General features: G+C 59.3%; 1 protein-coding gene. It reads right to left on the minus strand.

Annotated features, from left to right (window positions below):
- Positions 1–6 precede the first annotated feature (6 nt).
- Positions 7–17,655, minus strand: a complete 17,649-nt coding sequence (locus HU766_RS14800) for a non-ribosomal peptide synthase/polyketide synthase (protein WP_186658156.1) — start codon at positions 17,653–17,655, stop codon at positions 7–9.
- Positions 17,656–17,674 lie beyond the last annotated feature (19 nt).

Genomic DNA, 17,674 nt, shown 5'->3' on the forward strand with positions numbered 1-17,674 from the left:
CCTCGCTCAATCGATGATGGAGCCCTCCAACAACCACTGCGCCGCTAAGCCCTCAATTACGTCAGCATGCTTGAGAATGTCGTAATGCCCTGCAGCCACCGACTGACTTGTGCGAACAGTGATGTTCCATGCAGGCGTCACATGCCCCGCCCACCAGCATGTCGCACGAGCCTTGAGCCGAGGCAAGCTTGAAATGTTGAGCGACAACGCTTTCAAACGCATCGCCACCTCGAACGTATGAGCCAGTTCAGAGCTGTCGATATCGGCGTACATAGATTGCCCGAGCGGGTTAGAACGAATCTCCTCAATAAGCAGCTGCAGTGACGCGCCCCCCATGCCAGCGGGTACAGGTGGAACCTCCAGCGCGTCCTTGGAAACGCCCAGCAACACGCTGAGGAAGCCGTGCAAGTCATCGCTCCAATCCTCTGCCGTCTGATCATCAGTTGCTTGAGGAACAAAACTGTCCACCAGACCAAGCATTGCAACTGTCTCGCCTTGGATTTCCAGTTCCTGAGCCACCAATATTGCGAGCGTGCCACCCAATGACCAGCCTGCAAGTCGATACGGCCCTTCTGGCTGTTTCTGACGGATGTACTGCGCATAATCGATGGCCATCGCCTGAAGAGACTCGTCCTTCCACTGACGATCAAGCAACATACGGCACTGCACGCCATACACACTGCACACACCTTCTAGACGACGCGCCAGTGGCTCGTAGTCAAATACAGTGCCAAAGCCTGCATGCAGACAGAAAAGCGGCGTAGCCGTCTCAACACGAGCATTGAGTAACAGCACGGGGTCAAGATCCACCTCTACGCTTGAGTAGCCCGACAGCTCACCAATAGTCGGCTTTGCCATCACATCGCGTAGCTTCAGATCCAAATGCAGACCGACATGCGAGCGAACCTTGGACAGCATTTTCAACACCCGCAGAGAATCGCCACCCAGCTCGAAGAAGTTGTCATTGATGCCGATCTGATCAACGCTCAACACCTCTTGCCAGATCTGCGCCAAGGCCTGCTCTACGTTGTTGCGCGGAGGAAGGTGCATCCTATGGCCGACAAAGTCGGGCGCCGGCAACGCATTACGGTCAATCTTGCCGTTCGGTGTAAGCGGCATCGCCTCCAGTACCACAATCTGCGCGGGTACCATGTAGTCAGGTAGCTCGCACCGCAAAGCTTCACGAAGCTGCGTAGCAGTGGCTGCCTGAGCGCCACTTACCACATAGCCTACGAGTTGTTTGCCGATGGCGCCTTCACGCGCAACAACCACCGCGTCGCGGACATCCACCTGATTGCGCAGACGTGCTTCGATCTCGCCCGGTTCGATTCGGAAGCCACGTATTTTCAGTTGGTTGTCCAGGCGGCCAATGAAATCGATAACGCCATCGGCACGCCTGCGAACTCGGTCACCTGTACGATAAAGGCGTGCACCCACGGCGAACGGGTCCGCGACAAAGCGTTCGGAGGTGAGCGCCGCACGCTGGTGATAACCACGCGCCAGTCCATGGCCCCCAATATACAACTCGCCGGCCACACCATCAGGCAATGGGTTCAGGTTCTGGTCCAAGACGTGCAAGGTTCGCTCGCCGACCCGCTCACCGATCGGTGCATACACCGCCTGACAGGACTGTTCTGCCGACACTTTCCACAGCAAGGGTGTTACCACCGTTTCTGTCGGTCCGTAGCCATTGGCCAAGTACTGCGGACGCAATGTGCGTTTGACCAACTCGAACAAGGCATCTGGCACCGCATCGCCACCGAAACAGTAGATCCGAACAGGTGGTGCTGCTTGCTGTTGGGTTTCGCCGAACTCTGCCAACTGCTGGAGATAGGCCGGAGGGAAGCAAGCGATATCGATGCGTTGTGCATGCAACACTTGCCACGTCTCTTCAGCGGTCCAGAGGCGGTTTTCGCGAATGACCAGGCATCCACCCGACGTCAGCGTCGACAACCAACGCTCTTGAGCACCATCAAAAGCGAATGACATGAACAGCAACTCGCGCGTGCGTTCATCCATCTCGTAGAGTTTGGCAATGGCCAGGCAATGCATGCGGATCTGCCCATGGCTGACCGCCACGCCTTTGGGCTTACCGGTCGAACCGGAGGTGTAGATCAGGTAGGCAAGATTGTCATCTTGCACCTGCACCTGCGGCACGCTCGCCGTGAGGCCCACCGTGTCCAAAAGGTCCAGTTCTACACATTGCGCCACCTCGGTGAAGCGCTGACGCAAACCACTACTGGTCAGCAGCAAGTGCATTGCCGAATCTTCGACGATCCACTGCAGTCGATCCTGAGGGTAATCGATGTCCAGAGGCACATAAGCAGCACCGGTTTTCATCACTGCGAAGAAAGCGATGATCACTTCCACCGAGCGCTCCAGTGCAACACCCACCGTTGTTTCAGATTTGGCACCCAACGCTATCAAGTAGTGGGCAAGACGGTTAGCGCGTTCCTCCAGTTCGCTGTAGGTCAGTTGCTGCTCGCCGCAGATCAGCGCCACTGCGTCAGGCTGTGCCTGAGCCTGCGCGCAGATGCGCTTGGCCAAAAGCGGCATGTCGACTGGGTTCGTGTGCAACTCGTTGCGCTGGCTGGCTTGCTTTATCTGGGCAGGGCTAAGCATGTCCAGGCTACCCACGGTAGCCTGCGGATTCGCCAGAATCGCGTTGAGCAAGCACTCGAAACTATCGCGAATCGCAGCAGTACCGGCCTCACTGAAACTGTCGCGTAAGTACATGAATTCGACCGAGAAGGTATCAGTCAGGTGCACAGCCAGATCCATCGCATAGTTTGTGACATCGCGATCGTTGGCCTCACCAAATTGCAGAGCGTTGTTGTTGCTACTGTTCAAGCGCTCATCGATTGGGTAGTTCTCGAACACCAGAATGCTGTCGAACAATGCCTGGCCTGGGCGCCCGGCCCAACGCTGAACATTGGACAACGCCGCATGCTCATGATCGCGTAGTTCCAGGTTGTAGCTCTGCAGTTGCTGTAACCAGTCACAGACTCGCTGCTGGGCAGCAGGTGCTTGCACCACAGGCAAGGTATTGATGAACAAGCCCAGCATTTCGTCAGCACCTGGCAGGCTGGCTGGCCGACCAGCTACAGTGGCACCAAAGCATACTGCCTCTTGTCCGCTGTAGCGCTGCAACAGCAGCAGCCAAGCTGCCTGCACAAGCGTGTTGGGCGTCACACGTAGGCCTTGCGCTGTCAAGCGCAGCCGCTCCGTACGCTCTAAATCCCAATGCAAGTAAAGCGCCGCGTGCCCTGACAAGTCGGAGTCCGGCCTTGGTAATACTGCCTGGGCGAGCAGTGTCGGGCTTTCAATCTGGCTCACCTTGGCCGTCCAGAACGTCTCCAGTTCCTTCTGCGATTGTGCTTCAAGCCAACGAATGTATTCACCGAAGCGCCCAGCAGCCCCCACCAAGGCTTGGCCATGGTAAGCCTGGAACACTTCACCCAGCAGACGTGAATTGCTCCAACCGTCCATCAAAATATGGTGGCGCGTCCAGATCAGCTGCATCCGCTGATCGTCCAGCCTCACCAGTGTCACCCTCATCAATGGCGCCCGCAGCATGTCGAAATCTTGCGCCGCATCGCCATCTACCAGCACTTGCAGCGCGCTTTCGGCAGCATCCCGGTCCCGCCAATCGAGTACGCGTACAGGCAAGTCCACTTGTCGATGAACAATCTGCAGGGGGTGTCCCAACTGCGCAGACGACCAGAATCCGGTGCGCAGAATATCGTGACGCGCAATCACTTGATTCCACGCTTCAACGAATCGCTCGACTTCCAACCCTTCGACAGCGACCGAAGTCTGGTTTATGTAAAGCCCCGTTTCGCCACCCTGACCGCTGTAGAACAACATGCCTTGTTGCATCGGTGACAACGGATAGATGTCGGCTACTTGCGCCACAGGCACAGGCAGGCTGTCCATCTGTGCCTGTGTAAGGCCGGCCAGCGGGAAGTCCGATGGGGTCGCGCCTTGATGCGGCTTCTGGCAGCAATGTGCGATCAGCGCTTTCAATTCCTCGGTATACGCATCTGCCAGCCCCTGGATGGTCGATTCATCGAACAGCTCGCGGCTATAGGACCAGGAAAGCTCCAGCGCCCCCCCGAACACTTGACCATTCAAAGTCAGCAGGCTACCTAGAGACGAGTTCGGGTCCTGCGTAGAGCCCGCATTTTCTTTGGCCGGCACGAATAACCCTGATGGCTCATCGAAGCTGCCGTCGAACTGTCCCAGATAGTTGAAGACGATTTCGCCCTGCGGTAATGCCGCCAGCGTCGCCGCGCATTCCTCGCCCCCAAGATAACGTAGCAGGCCGTAGCCCAGCCCCTTGTCTGGCACTGCGCGCAGTTGTTCCTTGATGGCCTTGATCGAGTTGTCGATTTTCAGCTGCGGGCTGAGACGGACCGGGTACATGCTGGTAAACCAGCCGACCGTACGGCTCAGGTCAACGTCGTCGAATATATCTTCGCGACCATGGCCTTCCAGGCGTACCAGCACGTTGGAGCGTCCAGTCCATCGTCCGACCACGCAGGCCAAGGCTGTTAGTAGAAGATCATTGATCTGCGTCCGGTAGGCTGCGGGTGCATCCTGCAACAGCTTTCGCGTCCACTCAGCATCGAGTCGACTGCTTACGCTGGTGGCACACTTGATCTGATTACTGCCTTGGGGGTGATCACAAGGAAGCGCATCGTCCACATTTCGCAACTGGTCTTGCCAATAATTCAATTGCTCTTGCAGTACGGGGGCTGTGGCATATGCCTGCAGACGCTCAGCCCATGCCTTGAACGAGCTGGTCTTCGCTGGCAGCGTCAGCGGCTGTCCGGTGCTTTGTGATTTATAGGCTTGCTGCAAGTCTTCTAACAGTATCCGCCACGACACGCCATCAACCACGAGGTGATGGATCACCAGAAGTATTCGCTGTGTAGCATCCGGCATTTCGATCAGCACTGCTCGCAATAACGGGCCTTGTGCCAGATCCAGACTGCGCTGGGCGTGCTCCAGTAATGGAGCAAGCTCTTGTGCCGTTTCCAGCCTGCGCACCCACACCAAATCCTGATCGGTGTCAGTGGCAAACTGCGCCTGCCAACTGCCCTGCTGTGATGCAAAACGCAGACGCAGCGCGTCATGATGCGTAAGCAATGTTCGCAACGAAGCTTCCAACCACTCGGCCATCACAGGCTCTCGGGTCTTGAGCAGCACCGATTGATTCCAGTGGTGACGTGATGGAATGTCCTCCTCAAAGAACCACTGCAGGATGGGCGTCAACGCGTTAGACCCGGTGACAGGGCCTTGGTCGATCGATGTCCCCTCTTCACGGCGTGCGACAGCCGCCAGTTGGCGTACCGTCTGATGCTGGAACAACTCTTTCGCAGAGAATTGGATACTGACCTGGCGGGCCCGACTTACAACCTGCAGGGAAATGATCGAGTCGCCCCCTAGCTCGAAGAAGTTATCGGTGACCCCAACTTTTTCGAGTTTGAGTACAGCCGCCCAGATATCCGCCAAGTTCTGCTCAATCTCATTACAGGGCGCCACGTATTGGTTGTGCAACTGGCTTTGATCGACGCTAGGCAGACGCTTGCGGTCAAGCTTCCCACTCGGCGTCATGGGCATCTTATCTAGCACTATGAGGTAGCTCGGAACCATGTAGTGCGGCAAGCTGCTCTTGAGCGACTCCCTTAACGCGTCGCGCAATGCAGGTTCATCGGGCGCACCCTCCGCTGGCACTACATAACCACACAGCTGTTTGCCGCCAGCGTGATCCACGGCAATCACCGCCGCCTCGCGCACCTGTGGATGCGCTTGCAGATGTTGTTCGACCTCACCAAGCTCGATGCGGAAACCGCGTACCTTGACCTGATGGTCGGCGCGGCCACGATAGGCAAGTTCACCCTGCTCATCGAAATAACCCAGGTCACCCGTGCGGTACAACCGTGCGCCACCTTTTTCAGCCAGCGGGTCAGGGATGAACCGTTCGGCAGTCAGCGACGGGCGCTGGTGGTAACAGCGCGCCAGGCAGCCATCGCCACCGATGTACAACTCCCCCGGAACACCGATCGGTGTAGGCGACAGGCTGTCATCCAGCACCCGCATCACCCGCCCGCCAATTGCGCGACCAATCGGTACCCCGCTCTCCGGCAAGGGTGCTTGCGCCAGTCTCGAGCAGTCATAAGTCGTAGCAACCACAGTGGCCTCGGTCGGCCCATAAGTATTGAGCAGCCGCACATTCGCCGGGCCATCTGCCAGCCACGCCTGCAGACCATCTAGTGCGACAGCTTCACCACCGACATGGATCTGCTTCAACTGGCCATAGGCTTGCGGTTCACGTCGATCCAGCGCCAGCAGACGCCAGTAGGCCGCCGGTAAATCGGCCACCGTGACGCCATGACGTATGACCTGCTCGCTGAAGGTGTCGGTGTCCCAGAGCTGCTGATCACGCATCACCACGCACGCCCCACGGGACAATGGCGGGAAGAACTGCTCGATGAATCCGTCAAAGCTGAACGTGGCGAATTGGAGCACCCGGTCATCGGCAGTCAGCCGCGAGTAGCCGCTGGCGACCTCGCAGAAAACCGAGAGGGCATGATGAGGTATGGCCACGCCTTTAGGCATACCGGTGGAGCCGGAGGTGTAGATGACATAGGCCAGGCTGTCCGGCGTGACCGCGCATTGCAGGGGCGCGGCGCTGAATGTTTCCAACCACCGCGTTCCAGGTTCGAGGCCAACACAAGGCAGGTCGGCAGGAACCGGCAGTCGCTTCATGGACACTGCATCTGCCAACAGCAATCCAATACCGCTGTCCTTGATTAGATAGGCCAGGCGATCCTGCGGATACTCAGGGTCGAGCGGCACGTAGGCTGCTCCCGCCTTGTGAATGGCGATCAATGCGACGGCAAGCGCAAGGCCACGCTCCGCAGCGACCCCAACCAGGCTGTTGGCGGTAACCCCACGCGCGATCAGCAGGTGGGCCAAACGATTGGTTTGCACGTCCAGTTCACGGTAGCTCAGCTGCTGCTCACCGAATACCAGCGCCGCAGCATTCGGCCGCTCATTGGCTTGCGCCTCGAAGCGTTGATGGGCACATTGGCCCGACAAGGCAATTGCCTCGCTGCGATTCCAGTCATCGAGCAGCAACTGGCGTTCGGCGCCCCCCAGGAGCGACAACTCTCCGATCGCTACGTTGGCATCTTCGACCAGTGCTCGCAGCAGGTTTGCGAAGTGCTCCGCCAGGCGCTCGACGGCAGCATCGCCCCAAGAGGCACGGGCATGGCTGTACTGAATCGACAGTGTTTCACCCATGGTAGCCGCCAGGGTGAGGGCATAGTTGGTCTGTTCCAGGTTGGCGACCTGCCCGAAGCGCAAGCCGTCTGGCGCACCCTCCTGCAAGGCTTGTGACACCGGGTAGTTCTCGAATACCAGGAGGCTGTCGAAAAGTGCTTCCCCCCCGAGGCCCGCCCACCGCTGAACAGCATTCAGCGGCGTATGTTCAAACTCGCGCAACGCCAGGTTGCACGCCTGCACCTGTGCAATCCACTCGGCTACAGTCTGCTCGCAACGCGGCGACCCGATTACCGGCAAGGTATTGATGAACAGACCGATCTGTTCCTCCACCCCTGGCAGGTCCGCCGGGCGCCCTGCCACTGTGGCGCCGAAGCAAACAGTGGACTGCCCGGTATAGCGTTGCAGCAACAGCAACCATGCCGATTGCACCAGGGTATTGACGGTAACCCGGTTGGCGCGAGCGAAGGCCTCGATGCATTGGGTCTGCGCGGAGTCGAACACCTGATGGTATTCACCCTGGCCATGCAGCTCGCCAGCACCGTGACGCACCACTTGCGACAGTCGTGTCGGCTCTTCCAACGTGGACAGTTGAGCCTTCCAGAAGGTTTCAGCGGCCGTTGCATCCTGGCGCTGCAGCCAAGCGATGTAATCGCGATAGGGCGCCGTCAGCGCCGGTACATGTTGCCCTGCATATCGCTGCAGAACTTCACCCAGCAAGCGCGAGGTGCTCCAGCCGTCCATCAGAATGTGATGGTTGGTGTAGATCAAGTGATGACAATTGTCGTCCGTGCGCACCAGCGTAAGACGCTGCAACGGTACCTGGTCGAGCTCGAAGCCAGCTTGTCGCTCACTTTCAGCCAGCGTTTGCACGGCCTCCTGCAACGCCGGCTGGCCGCGCCAGTCATACTCGACGAGCGCTTGCACGACCTGCTTGTGCACCACCTGAACCGCCCGGTCCAGTTCGCCCTGCCAGACAAAGCCGGTCCGCAGGATGGCGTGAGTATCCACCGCCGCCTGCCAGGCCTGCTTGAAACGCTCCACATCCAAGCCGTGAACATCGACCCGCAGCTGGTTGATGTAGTCACCGGACTGCTGCTCGTACAAGGTATGGAACAACATGCCCTGCTGCATCGGCGATAGCGGATAGATATCGGCAATCTGCTCGGCAGGCAGCGGCAGGCTGTCGAGCTGCAACTGTGTAAGCTCGGCCAGCGGGAAGTCCGAAGGCGTCACTCCACGGTGCTCAAGCTCGCTGCAATGGGTAATCAGCGCCGTAAGCTCTTGCGCATACTCGTCGGCAAGGCGCTGGATGGTGGACTCGTCGAACAGTGCCCGACTGAAGCTCCAACCCAGTTTCAGCTCACCGCCGTAAACCTGGCCATTCAGGGCCAACAGGCTGCCTAGCGGTGCATGCTCGTCCTGAGTGGCGCCAGCATATTCCTTCGCTGGGACGAACAAGCCCGACTGCTGGTCGAAGCTTGCGTCGAACTGCCCGAGGTAGTTGAACACAATCTCGCCACGCGGCAAGGCCGCTAAGGTCGCCTGCGCCTCCGGGCTGCCCAGGTAGCGCAACAGACCGTGGCCGAGGCCTTTATTAGGCACCGCTCGCAACTGCTCCTTGATGGTCTTGATCGAATCGACAAGGCTGGTTTTCGGGCTGAGTTTTACCGGGTACACGCTGGTAAACCAGCCCACGGTGCGACTCAGGTCGACGCCGTCGAAAAGGTCTTCACGTCCATGGCCCTCCAGACGCACCAGCACATCGGAGCGACCGGTCCAGCGGCCGATCACCCGTGCCAGCGCGGTCAGCAGCAGGTCATTGATCTGCGTACGATAGGCTGCCGGTGCTTCCTGCAGGAGTTGTCGCGTGAGTTCCCGGTCCAGACGGATACTGACCGACGCCGAGTCGCGCTCCAGGTTACTGCCGTGCGGATAATCCCAGGGCAGCTCATCACTCGTCCCTTGCAACTGCGCCTGCCAGTAGCTCAGTTCTGATCGCAGGCTGTCGCTTGTGGCATAGCCTTGCAAATGCTCGACCCAGTTTTTGAATGAACTGGTCTTGGCCTGCAATTTCAGCGGATGGCCAGCTTGCTGCGCCTGGTAAGCCTGTTGCAGGTCCTCCAGCAGCACGCGCCAGGAGACGCCATCCACCACCAGATGGTGAATTACCAACAGCAGCCGTTGAGTTCCATCAGCCAACTCCGCCAGTACTGCCCGAAGCAACGGCCCCTGTTGAAGATCAAGGCTGCGCTGGGCTTCGACCGCCAGGTGCTGCAGAGCCTGCGCATCGTCGACCTTGCGGCACCAGAGTACTTCGCACATGGCATCGCTGAATGAACCCTGCCAACCATCATTGCCCTGTTCGAAGCGCAGACGCAACGCATCGTGATGCGCCACGACAGCCTGCAGAGCCTTGTTCAACGGCTCCGGCGCCAAGGTCTCGTGCGGCATCAGCAACACGGACTGGTTCCAATGATGACGCTGAGGAATATCAGCGTTGAAGAACCAATGCTGAATCGGCAACAGCGCAGTAGCGCCGATAACTGCCCCTTGGTCGATAGCTGTACTGGTCGAACGCTGCGCAACCGCAGCCAGTGCTTGCACAGTCTGATTCTGGAACAAATCTTTGGGCGTAAACTGAATGTCCTGCTGACGCGCACGGCTGACCACCTGCAATGACACGATGGAGTCGCCACCCAATTCAAAGAAGTTGTCGTTCAGACCGACCTTGTCCAGCCTCAGCACATCGGCCCAGATACCTGCTATCTGTTGCTCAAGCGCGCTCTGCGGGGCGACATATTCGCCCTGCAGCAGGCTCGCATCCGCTTGGGGCAAGGCCTTGCGGTCCAGCTTTCCATTGCCGGTCAACGGCAAGCTGGCGAGGAACAGCACATGAGCCGGTACCATGTATTCCGGCAAGCTCGCCTTGAGCGTTTCGCGCAAGGCATCGCGCAGTAAAGCCTGGGCTGTGAAACTTTCCAGGACCGCGCTATCGGCCGGCACCACGTAGCCCACCAACTGTTTGCCACTTGGGCCATCCTGGGCCAGTACCACGCCTTGGCGCACAGCAACCTGGTCTTGCAGACGTGCCTCGATTTCCCCCAGCTCAATTCGGAATCCGCGAATCTTCACCTGATGGTCAATCCGCCCCAGGTATTCGATCACCCCGTCGCCGCAGTAACGTGCCAAGTCGCCCGAACGATACAAGCGCCCTCCTTGGGTATCGAACGGGTTCGGCACGAAGCGTTCAGCGGTCAATGCCGGCCGACCGTGATAACCGCGAGCCAACCCGTCCTGACCGATCATCAACTCACCCTGGCTACCCGGTACGATCGGATTCAGAGCATCGTCGAGCAGGTACCAGGTCAGGTCGGGAATAGCCTCGCCAATCGGGCTGCTGCCGACATTTTTCAAGTCATCCCGGCAGATCGGGCGGTAGGTCACATGTACAGTGGTTTCGGTGATCCCATACATGTTGATCATGCGTGGGTGGGCATCACCAAACACCTCGAACCACGGTTTGAGGCTGCTCACATCCAGAGCCTCACCGCCAAACACAACGTGACGTAAAGCCAACTGATTGCCGGCCTGTGCTGCCTCGCAGGCGATCGGTATAAGTTGCTGGAACGCCGAAGGTGTCTGATTGAGCACCGTCACCTTCTCGCTTACCAGCAAGGCGTGGAAGTCCTGCGAAGAACGCGCCACATCCTGCGGGACAATGACGGCCTTGCCGCCATACAGCAATGCGCCATACAACTCCCAGACCGAGAAGTCGAAGGCATAGGAATGGAACACTGTCCACACGTCGCTAGCGTCGAACTGGAACCAATCCTGGGTTGCCGCGAACAAGCGCACCACGTTGTGGTGAGCGAGCAGTGCCCCTTTGGGCTTGCCAGTGGAACCCGAGGTATAGATCACATAGGCCAGGTTGTGTGGCGAAACAGCTACCTGCGGATTGGCTTCGCTGTAGTCGGCCAGCGATGCGTCGCCGAGGTTCACACAGTGGATACCGGCAGGAATTGGCAAGGCTTCACGCAGGTGCCCCTGGGTCAGCAGCAGATCAATGCCGCTGTCTTCTAATAGGTAGCTCAGGCGATCCTGCGGGGATTGCGGGTCCAGCGGTACATAGGCGCCACCGGCCTTCAGGATGCCCAGCAAACCTACGACCATCTCCAGGCTGCGTTCGACAGCAATGCCCACCAGACTGTCCGGGCCTACGCCAAGCTCACGTAGCTTGTGCGCCAGCTGGTTGGCGCGACGGTTCAATTCATCATAGCTCAGCGTCTGTTCGCCAAAGCTCAGCGCGGGCGCATGTGGTGAGGCTTCGACCTGGGCCTCGATCAATTGATGAAGCGTACGATCACTTGGGAAACTCTTCTGGCTGTGGTTCCAGTCCTTTATGACCAGAGCTTGCTCCTGCGCCCCCATCAACGGCAGGTCGCCGATTACTCGTGTTGCATCAAGGACCAAGGCATGCAAAAGATTCTGGAAGTGTTCCGCTACCTGGCAGATGGCAGGGTTGGCCCATAGTGCTTGATCATAGCTGTACTGAATCGAGAGCGTCGAACCGAGGTTAACCAGCACGGTAAGCGGGTAGTTGGTCTGTTCGCGATTCGCGACTTCACCAAAACGCAGCCCCTGAGGTGCTCCCTGCTGCAGGGCTTCGGATACTGGGTAGTTTTCGAACACCAAGACGTTATCGAACAGGGACTCACCGCCCAGCCCAACCCACCGTTGCACTTCGTTCAACGGTGTATGTTCGTATTCACGCACTGCGAGGTTGCCCGCCTGGACCTGAGAAATCCAATCCGCGACGGTTTGCTCAGCACGCGGTGTGCCCACCACAGGAAGGGTGTTGATGAATAGACCGATCTGCTCTTCCACGCCTGGCAGGTCTGCGGGGCGACCTGCCACAGTCGCGCCGAAAGCCACGCTAGCCTGACCAGTGTAGCGCTGTAATAGCAGCAGCCATGCCGACTGCACAAGCGTGTTGACCGTGACCCGATTAGCCCGGGCAAAGGCTTCGATCGACAAAGTCTGTGCACGATCGAACACTTGGTGATGGGCGTCATACCCAGAAGCGCTCGCTGGTGGGGAAATTCGTGTTGCCCGGAGCAGGCGAGTGGGTTCCTGCAGCTCGGCCAGTTGAGCCTTCCAGAAGGTTTCGGCAGCGCCAGCGTCCTGGCGCTTCAACCAGGCAATATAGTCGCGATAGTGCATCGTCTGGGCCGGCAGATGGTGGCCAACATAGCGCTGGAGCACTTCACCCAACAGACGCGAGGTACTCCATCCATCCATCAGGATGTGATGATGGGTGCATATTAGGTGATGTCGATTTTCAGCTGTCCTTACCAGCACCAGGCGCAGCAAAGGTGCTGCATCCAACACAAAACCGCGCTGTCGCTCGCGTTCGGCCAACGCCTCAAGTGCATGATCTTCTGTCGCTTGATTACGCCAGTCATGTTCTTTGAACGGCAGCTCGACATGCTTGTGCACGATCTGCACCGCTTGGTCCAGATCCCCCTGCCAGACGAAACTGGTTCGCAGAATATCGTGCGCACCCAGTGCCCCCAGCCAGGCCTGCCTGAAACGCTCCACGTCCAAGCCGTCCACGTCCACCCGTAGCTGGTTAATGTAGTTGCCGGCCGCCTGCTCATACAGTGTATGGAACAACATGCCCTGCTGCATGGGTGCCAACGGGTAGATATCGGCGATGTCGGCAGCGGGTACGGGCAGGCTATCCAGTTGAGCCTGGCTCAAGCACGCCAGAGGGAAATCCGACGGGGTAACCCCACGATTCGTTCTCTGGCAGCAATGAGTGATGAGCGCCTTGAGTTCCTCGGCGTACTCATCAGCCAACCGCTGAATGGTCGACTCGTTGAACAGTTCCCGGCTGAAGGTCCACCCCATCTTCAGCTCGCCAGCGTAAACCTGCCCGTTCAATGCCAACAGGCTACCCAATGGCGCATCGTCGCTTTGATTGGCCCCGCCGTACTCCTTGGCAGGCGTGAAGACGCTGCCTTCTTCCTGGAAACTGCCGTCGAATTGCCCCAGGTAGTTGAAGACAATTTCGCCCTGCGGCAGGTTATCCAGAACCTGCCGACTGTCATCGCTGCCAAGATAGCGCAGCAGCCCGTAACCAATACCTTTGTTGGGTACTGCCCGAAGTTGTTCCTTGATGACTTTGATCGAGCTATCCAGTTGCGCCTGAGCGCTCAGGCTCACCGGATAGATACTGGTGAACCAGCCCACGGTGCGTGTCAGGTCCAGGTCGTCGAACACGTCCTCACGGCCATGTCCTTCAAGGCGTACCAGCACGTTGGAGCGCCCGGTCCAGCGAGCCACCACCCGCGCCAGCGCTGCAAGCAGCAGGTCGTTGATCTGGGTACGGTAGGCCATGGGCGCTTCATGCAGAAGCTTGCGGGTCCACTCCGCGTCCAGATGGGTGCTCGCATAGGCGGCGTGACTTACTTGATTGCCACCTTGCTGATGATCCCGCGGCAAATCATCGTCAGCATGTTGCAGTTGTGCATGCCAGTAGGTCAGCTCCTGGGCCAGATCGGCACTCTTGGCATAAGCCTGCAACCGTTCGGCCCACGCCTTGTAGGCGCTGGTCTTGGCAGGCAGTTCGGCAGGCTGGCCGGCCGAGGCTGCCAGGTAGGCCTGCTGCAGGTCCTCCAGCAGCACGCGCCATGACACACCGTCAACGACCAGGTGATGGACGACCAATAGCAGTCGCTGTTCACCCTGCGGCAGCGTGCCCAGTAGCACCCGCACCAACGGGCCGCCGAGCGCGAAACTGCGCTGCGCCTCACCGGCTGCGTGCAAAAGCGAGTCCATGTCGCTAAACGAGCGATCCCACAGGATGCCCTGCGTATCGACCTCATTGAACGTGCCTTGCCACTGTCCGGCTGCCTGATCGAAACCAAGGCGCAGGGCGTCATGCTGCTGCAGCACGCGTTCCAGCGCCGTAGCCAGATGCTGCGGATCAATGCTCACGCTTGGTGCCAGCAGCACCGACTGGTTCCAGTGGTGAGGTTGCGCCATCGCCTGATCGAAGAACCAGTGTTGAACCGGAGTCAGCGGCGTGGTGCCGGTGACTGCACCCTGGTCGATGACAACGTTGTCCGCACACCGGGCAACCGAAGCCAAACCTTGTACGGTCTGGTATTGGAACAGTTGCTTGGGCGTGAAGTGGATGCCCGCCTGGCGCGCACGGCTGACCACCTGCAAGGAAATGATCGAGTCGCCACCGAGTTCGAAGAAGTTGTCGGTAAGCCCTACCTTGCTTAGTTTCAACACGCCGGCCCAGACAGCCGCAATATCCCGCTCCAGTTCAGTACGAGGTTCAAGGTATTCCACTTGGAACAGGCTGATATCGGGCTGCGGTAGTGCCTTGCGATCCAGCTTGCCATTCGGCGTCAGCGGCAGCGCCTCAAGGAATACCAACTGCGCTGGCACCATGTACTCCGGCAGGGTTTGCTTGAGCTGGCCACGCAGCGCATCGCGCAGCGCTGATTGCCGCGCGAGGGTGGCCATCACGGTCTCGTCGGCCGGCACCACATAACCTACCAGCTGTTTGCCAGTTGGGCCGTCCTGAGCCAACAGGACCGCTTCGCGGACAGCCTCCTGAGCCTGCAGACGTGACTCGATCTCCCCCAGTTCGATACGGAACCCGCGGATCTTCACCTGATGATCGATGCGACCTGCGTACTCGATCAGCCCATTGTCCTGATAACGGGCAAGGTCCCCGGTGCGGTACATCCTGCCGCCGCCCTGCTCATCGAACGGATCAGGAATGAAGCGTTCGGCCGTCAACCCAGGGCGGCCGAGATAGCCCCGTGCCAACCCAGCACCGGCCATGTACAACTCACCGTTTACCCCTACCGGTACCGGCGCTACGGCCTCACTCAGCAGATAAACCGCACTGTTGGCAATCGGCCGGCCGATGTTCGCCCTGCCATTGGCGCAACGCAGGGTAAAGGTGGAGTAGGTGGTGTCCTCGGAGGGGCCGTACAGGTCATAAACCTGCTGCACATGCCCGGTCGCATACAACTCGTCGACCAGCGACTGCTTCAGCGCCTCCCCAGCAAGGTTGATGGTGCGCACGGTCGCCGGCAGTTCGCCGGTCTCAAGCAGCATCTTGATCGCCGATGGCACGGTGTTGACCAGACGCACCCGGTCTTTGGCCGCCAGGTGCGGCAGCTCGAGGGCGTTGGCAGCGAGCACCGCGTAGCCTCCAGCCGACAGCGTGACGAACAGCTCCCACACCGACAGGTCGAAACAGATCGAAGTAGATGCCAGCACACCACACAGGTCCTGTTGGCTATAGACCGTCAGCGCCCAGCCAATCAGCGCCGTTACGTTTCGATGCTCGATCAACACGCCCTTGGGCTTGCCCGTGGACCCGGAGGTGTAGATGCTGTAGGCCAGATTGCCCGGTTCGGTCATGCAGACCGGATCGGTTACCGGGTAGCCCTCCAGCGACAACTGATCGAGCAACAAGGTCCGGGCATGAAACGCTTCAGGCATGCGCGCAAGCAGGTGCGACTGGGACAGCAGCAAGATCGACTGGCTGTCCTCGAGCATGTACTCGATACGGTCCTGCGGGTACTCAGGGTCGAGCGGCAGATAGGCGCCACCCGCCTTCAGGATCGCCAGCAGGCCAACCACCATTTCGGGGCTGCGTTCCATGGCGATGCCCACCAGCACATCCGGCCCCACCCCCTGCTCGCGAAGTCTGTGTGCCAACTGGTTGGCCCGTTGATTCAACGCCGTATAGCTCAGCACCTGCTCGCCGAACAGCAATGCCGGCGCATCGGGTGACACCTTGACCTGGGCCTCGAACAACTGGTGCAGGCTGCGTTCGGCAGGGTAATCGGCTTGGGTACTGTTCCAGTCTTTGATGACCAACTGCTGTTCGTGCGGGCTCAGCATTGCCAAACCAGCAACAGGCTGGTGCGGCTGCCCTGCGATGCTGACGAGCAAGTTCAACCAGTGCCCTGCCATGCGCTCGACGGTGGCCGTATCGAACAGATCGGTCGCATACGTCAACGCCGCGCTGATACCGGCTTCGTGCTCGAACGTGTCCAGTGCCAGGTCGAACTTGGCCACGTGGCTGTCCGAGGCGATCTCTTCCATCACCAGGCCAGGCAGGTTGCGCCCTTCGCCCTTTTTGGTCTCGGTCTGGTGGTTGTACATCACCTGGAACAACGGGCTGTGGCTGAGGCTGCGCTCTGGCTGCAAGGCCTCGACCAGTTGTTCGAACGGCAGGTCCTGGTGCGCCTGTGCGCCCAATGCACGTTCCCTGACCTGCTCCAGCAGCTCGGTAAAGGTGGTGCTCAGTTCGAATTCGGCACGCAGTACCTGGGTATTGACGAAGAAGCCCGCCAGGCGCTCCGTCTCGGCACGGTTGCGGTTGGCGATCGGCACACCCACGCGGATATCCGCCTGCCCGGAGTAACGGTGCAACAGCGTTTGAAAGCTGGCGAGCAACAGCATGAAGGGTGTCACGCCCTGCTGCTGTGCCAATTGCTTGAGCGAACCGACCAGTTCCCCGCCCAACGGGATTTCCAGCCGTGCGCCTTGCTGGCTGTAGACCGCCGGGCGCGGGCGATCAGTCGGCAGCTCCAGCACCGGCTGCTGGTCCCCCAACTGCTCTTTCCAGTAGGCCAGTTGCCGGTCCTGTTCACCGGCCTGCATCCAGGCCCGCTGCCAGATGGCATAGTCGGCGTACTGGATCGGCAGCGTCGGCAACAGCACGTCGTGGCCTTGGCTGTAACCCTCATAGAGCCTGACCAGGTCATCCACCATCACCGGCAAGGACCATCCATCCGCCACGATGTGGTGCAACGTCAGTGTGAGCACGTGCTCTTGCGCACCCAACTGCAGCAGCCTGGCCCGCATCAGCGGCCCATGCTCCAGATCGAAGGGTTGCTGGGCCTCATCTTCCAGGCTGGCACGAACACCGCTCGGCGCTGTGGCCTCGACAGCCTGCACAACCAGCTCGAACGGCATGTGCGGGTGAATGACCTGTACGGTCTGCTCACCCTCCAACCGGAAGGTAGTGCGCAACGTTTCGTGGCGGGCGATCAACGACTCGAAGCTGCGCTGCAAAGCGGCGATATCCAGCGCACCAGTGAACTTCAAGGCAGCGGGAATGTTGTAGGCAGAACTTTGCGGCTCAAGCTGCCACAGAAACCACTGCCGCTGCTGAGCGAAGGAAAGCGGAACTTGGTCGAAATCACCACGGCTTTGTGGGATCGGCAACTGCGCAAGGCTCATGCCTTTCGATGCGAGCTTTTCAAGAAACAGCTTGCGCTGCGGCAGGGGCAGGCCAATGAAGCGTTTTACCAGTTCCATGTTTCTGTTATCCGTTTGC

It is taken from the genome of Pseudomonas sp. SWRI77 (assembly GCF_014269105.1).
In the GTDB taxonomy this organism is placed as follows: Bacteria; Pseudomonadota; Gammaproteobacteria; order Pseudomonadales; family Pseudomonadaceae; genus Aquipseudomonas; species Aquipseudomonas capeferrum.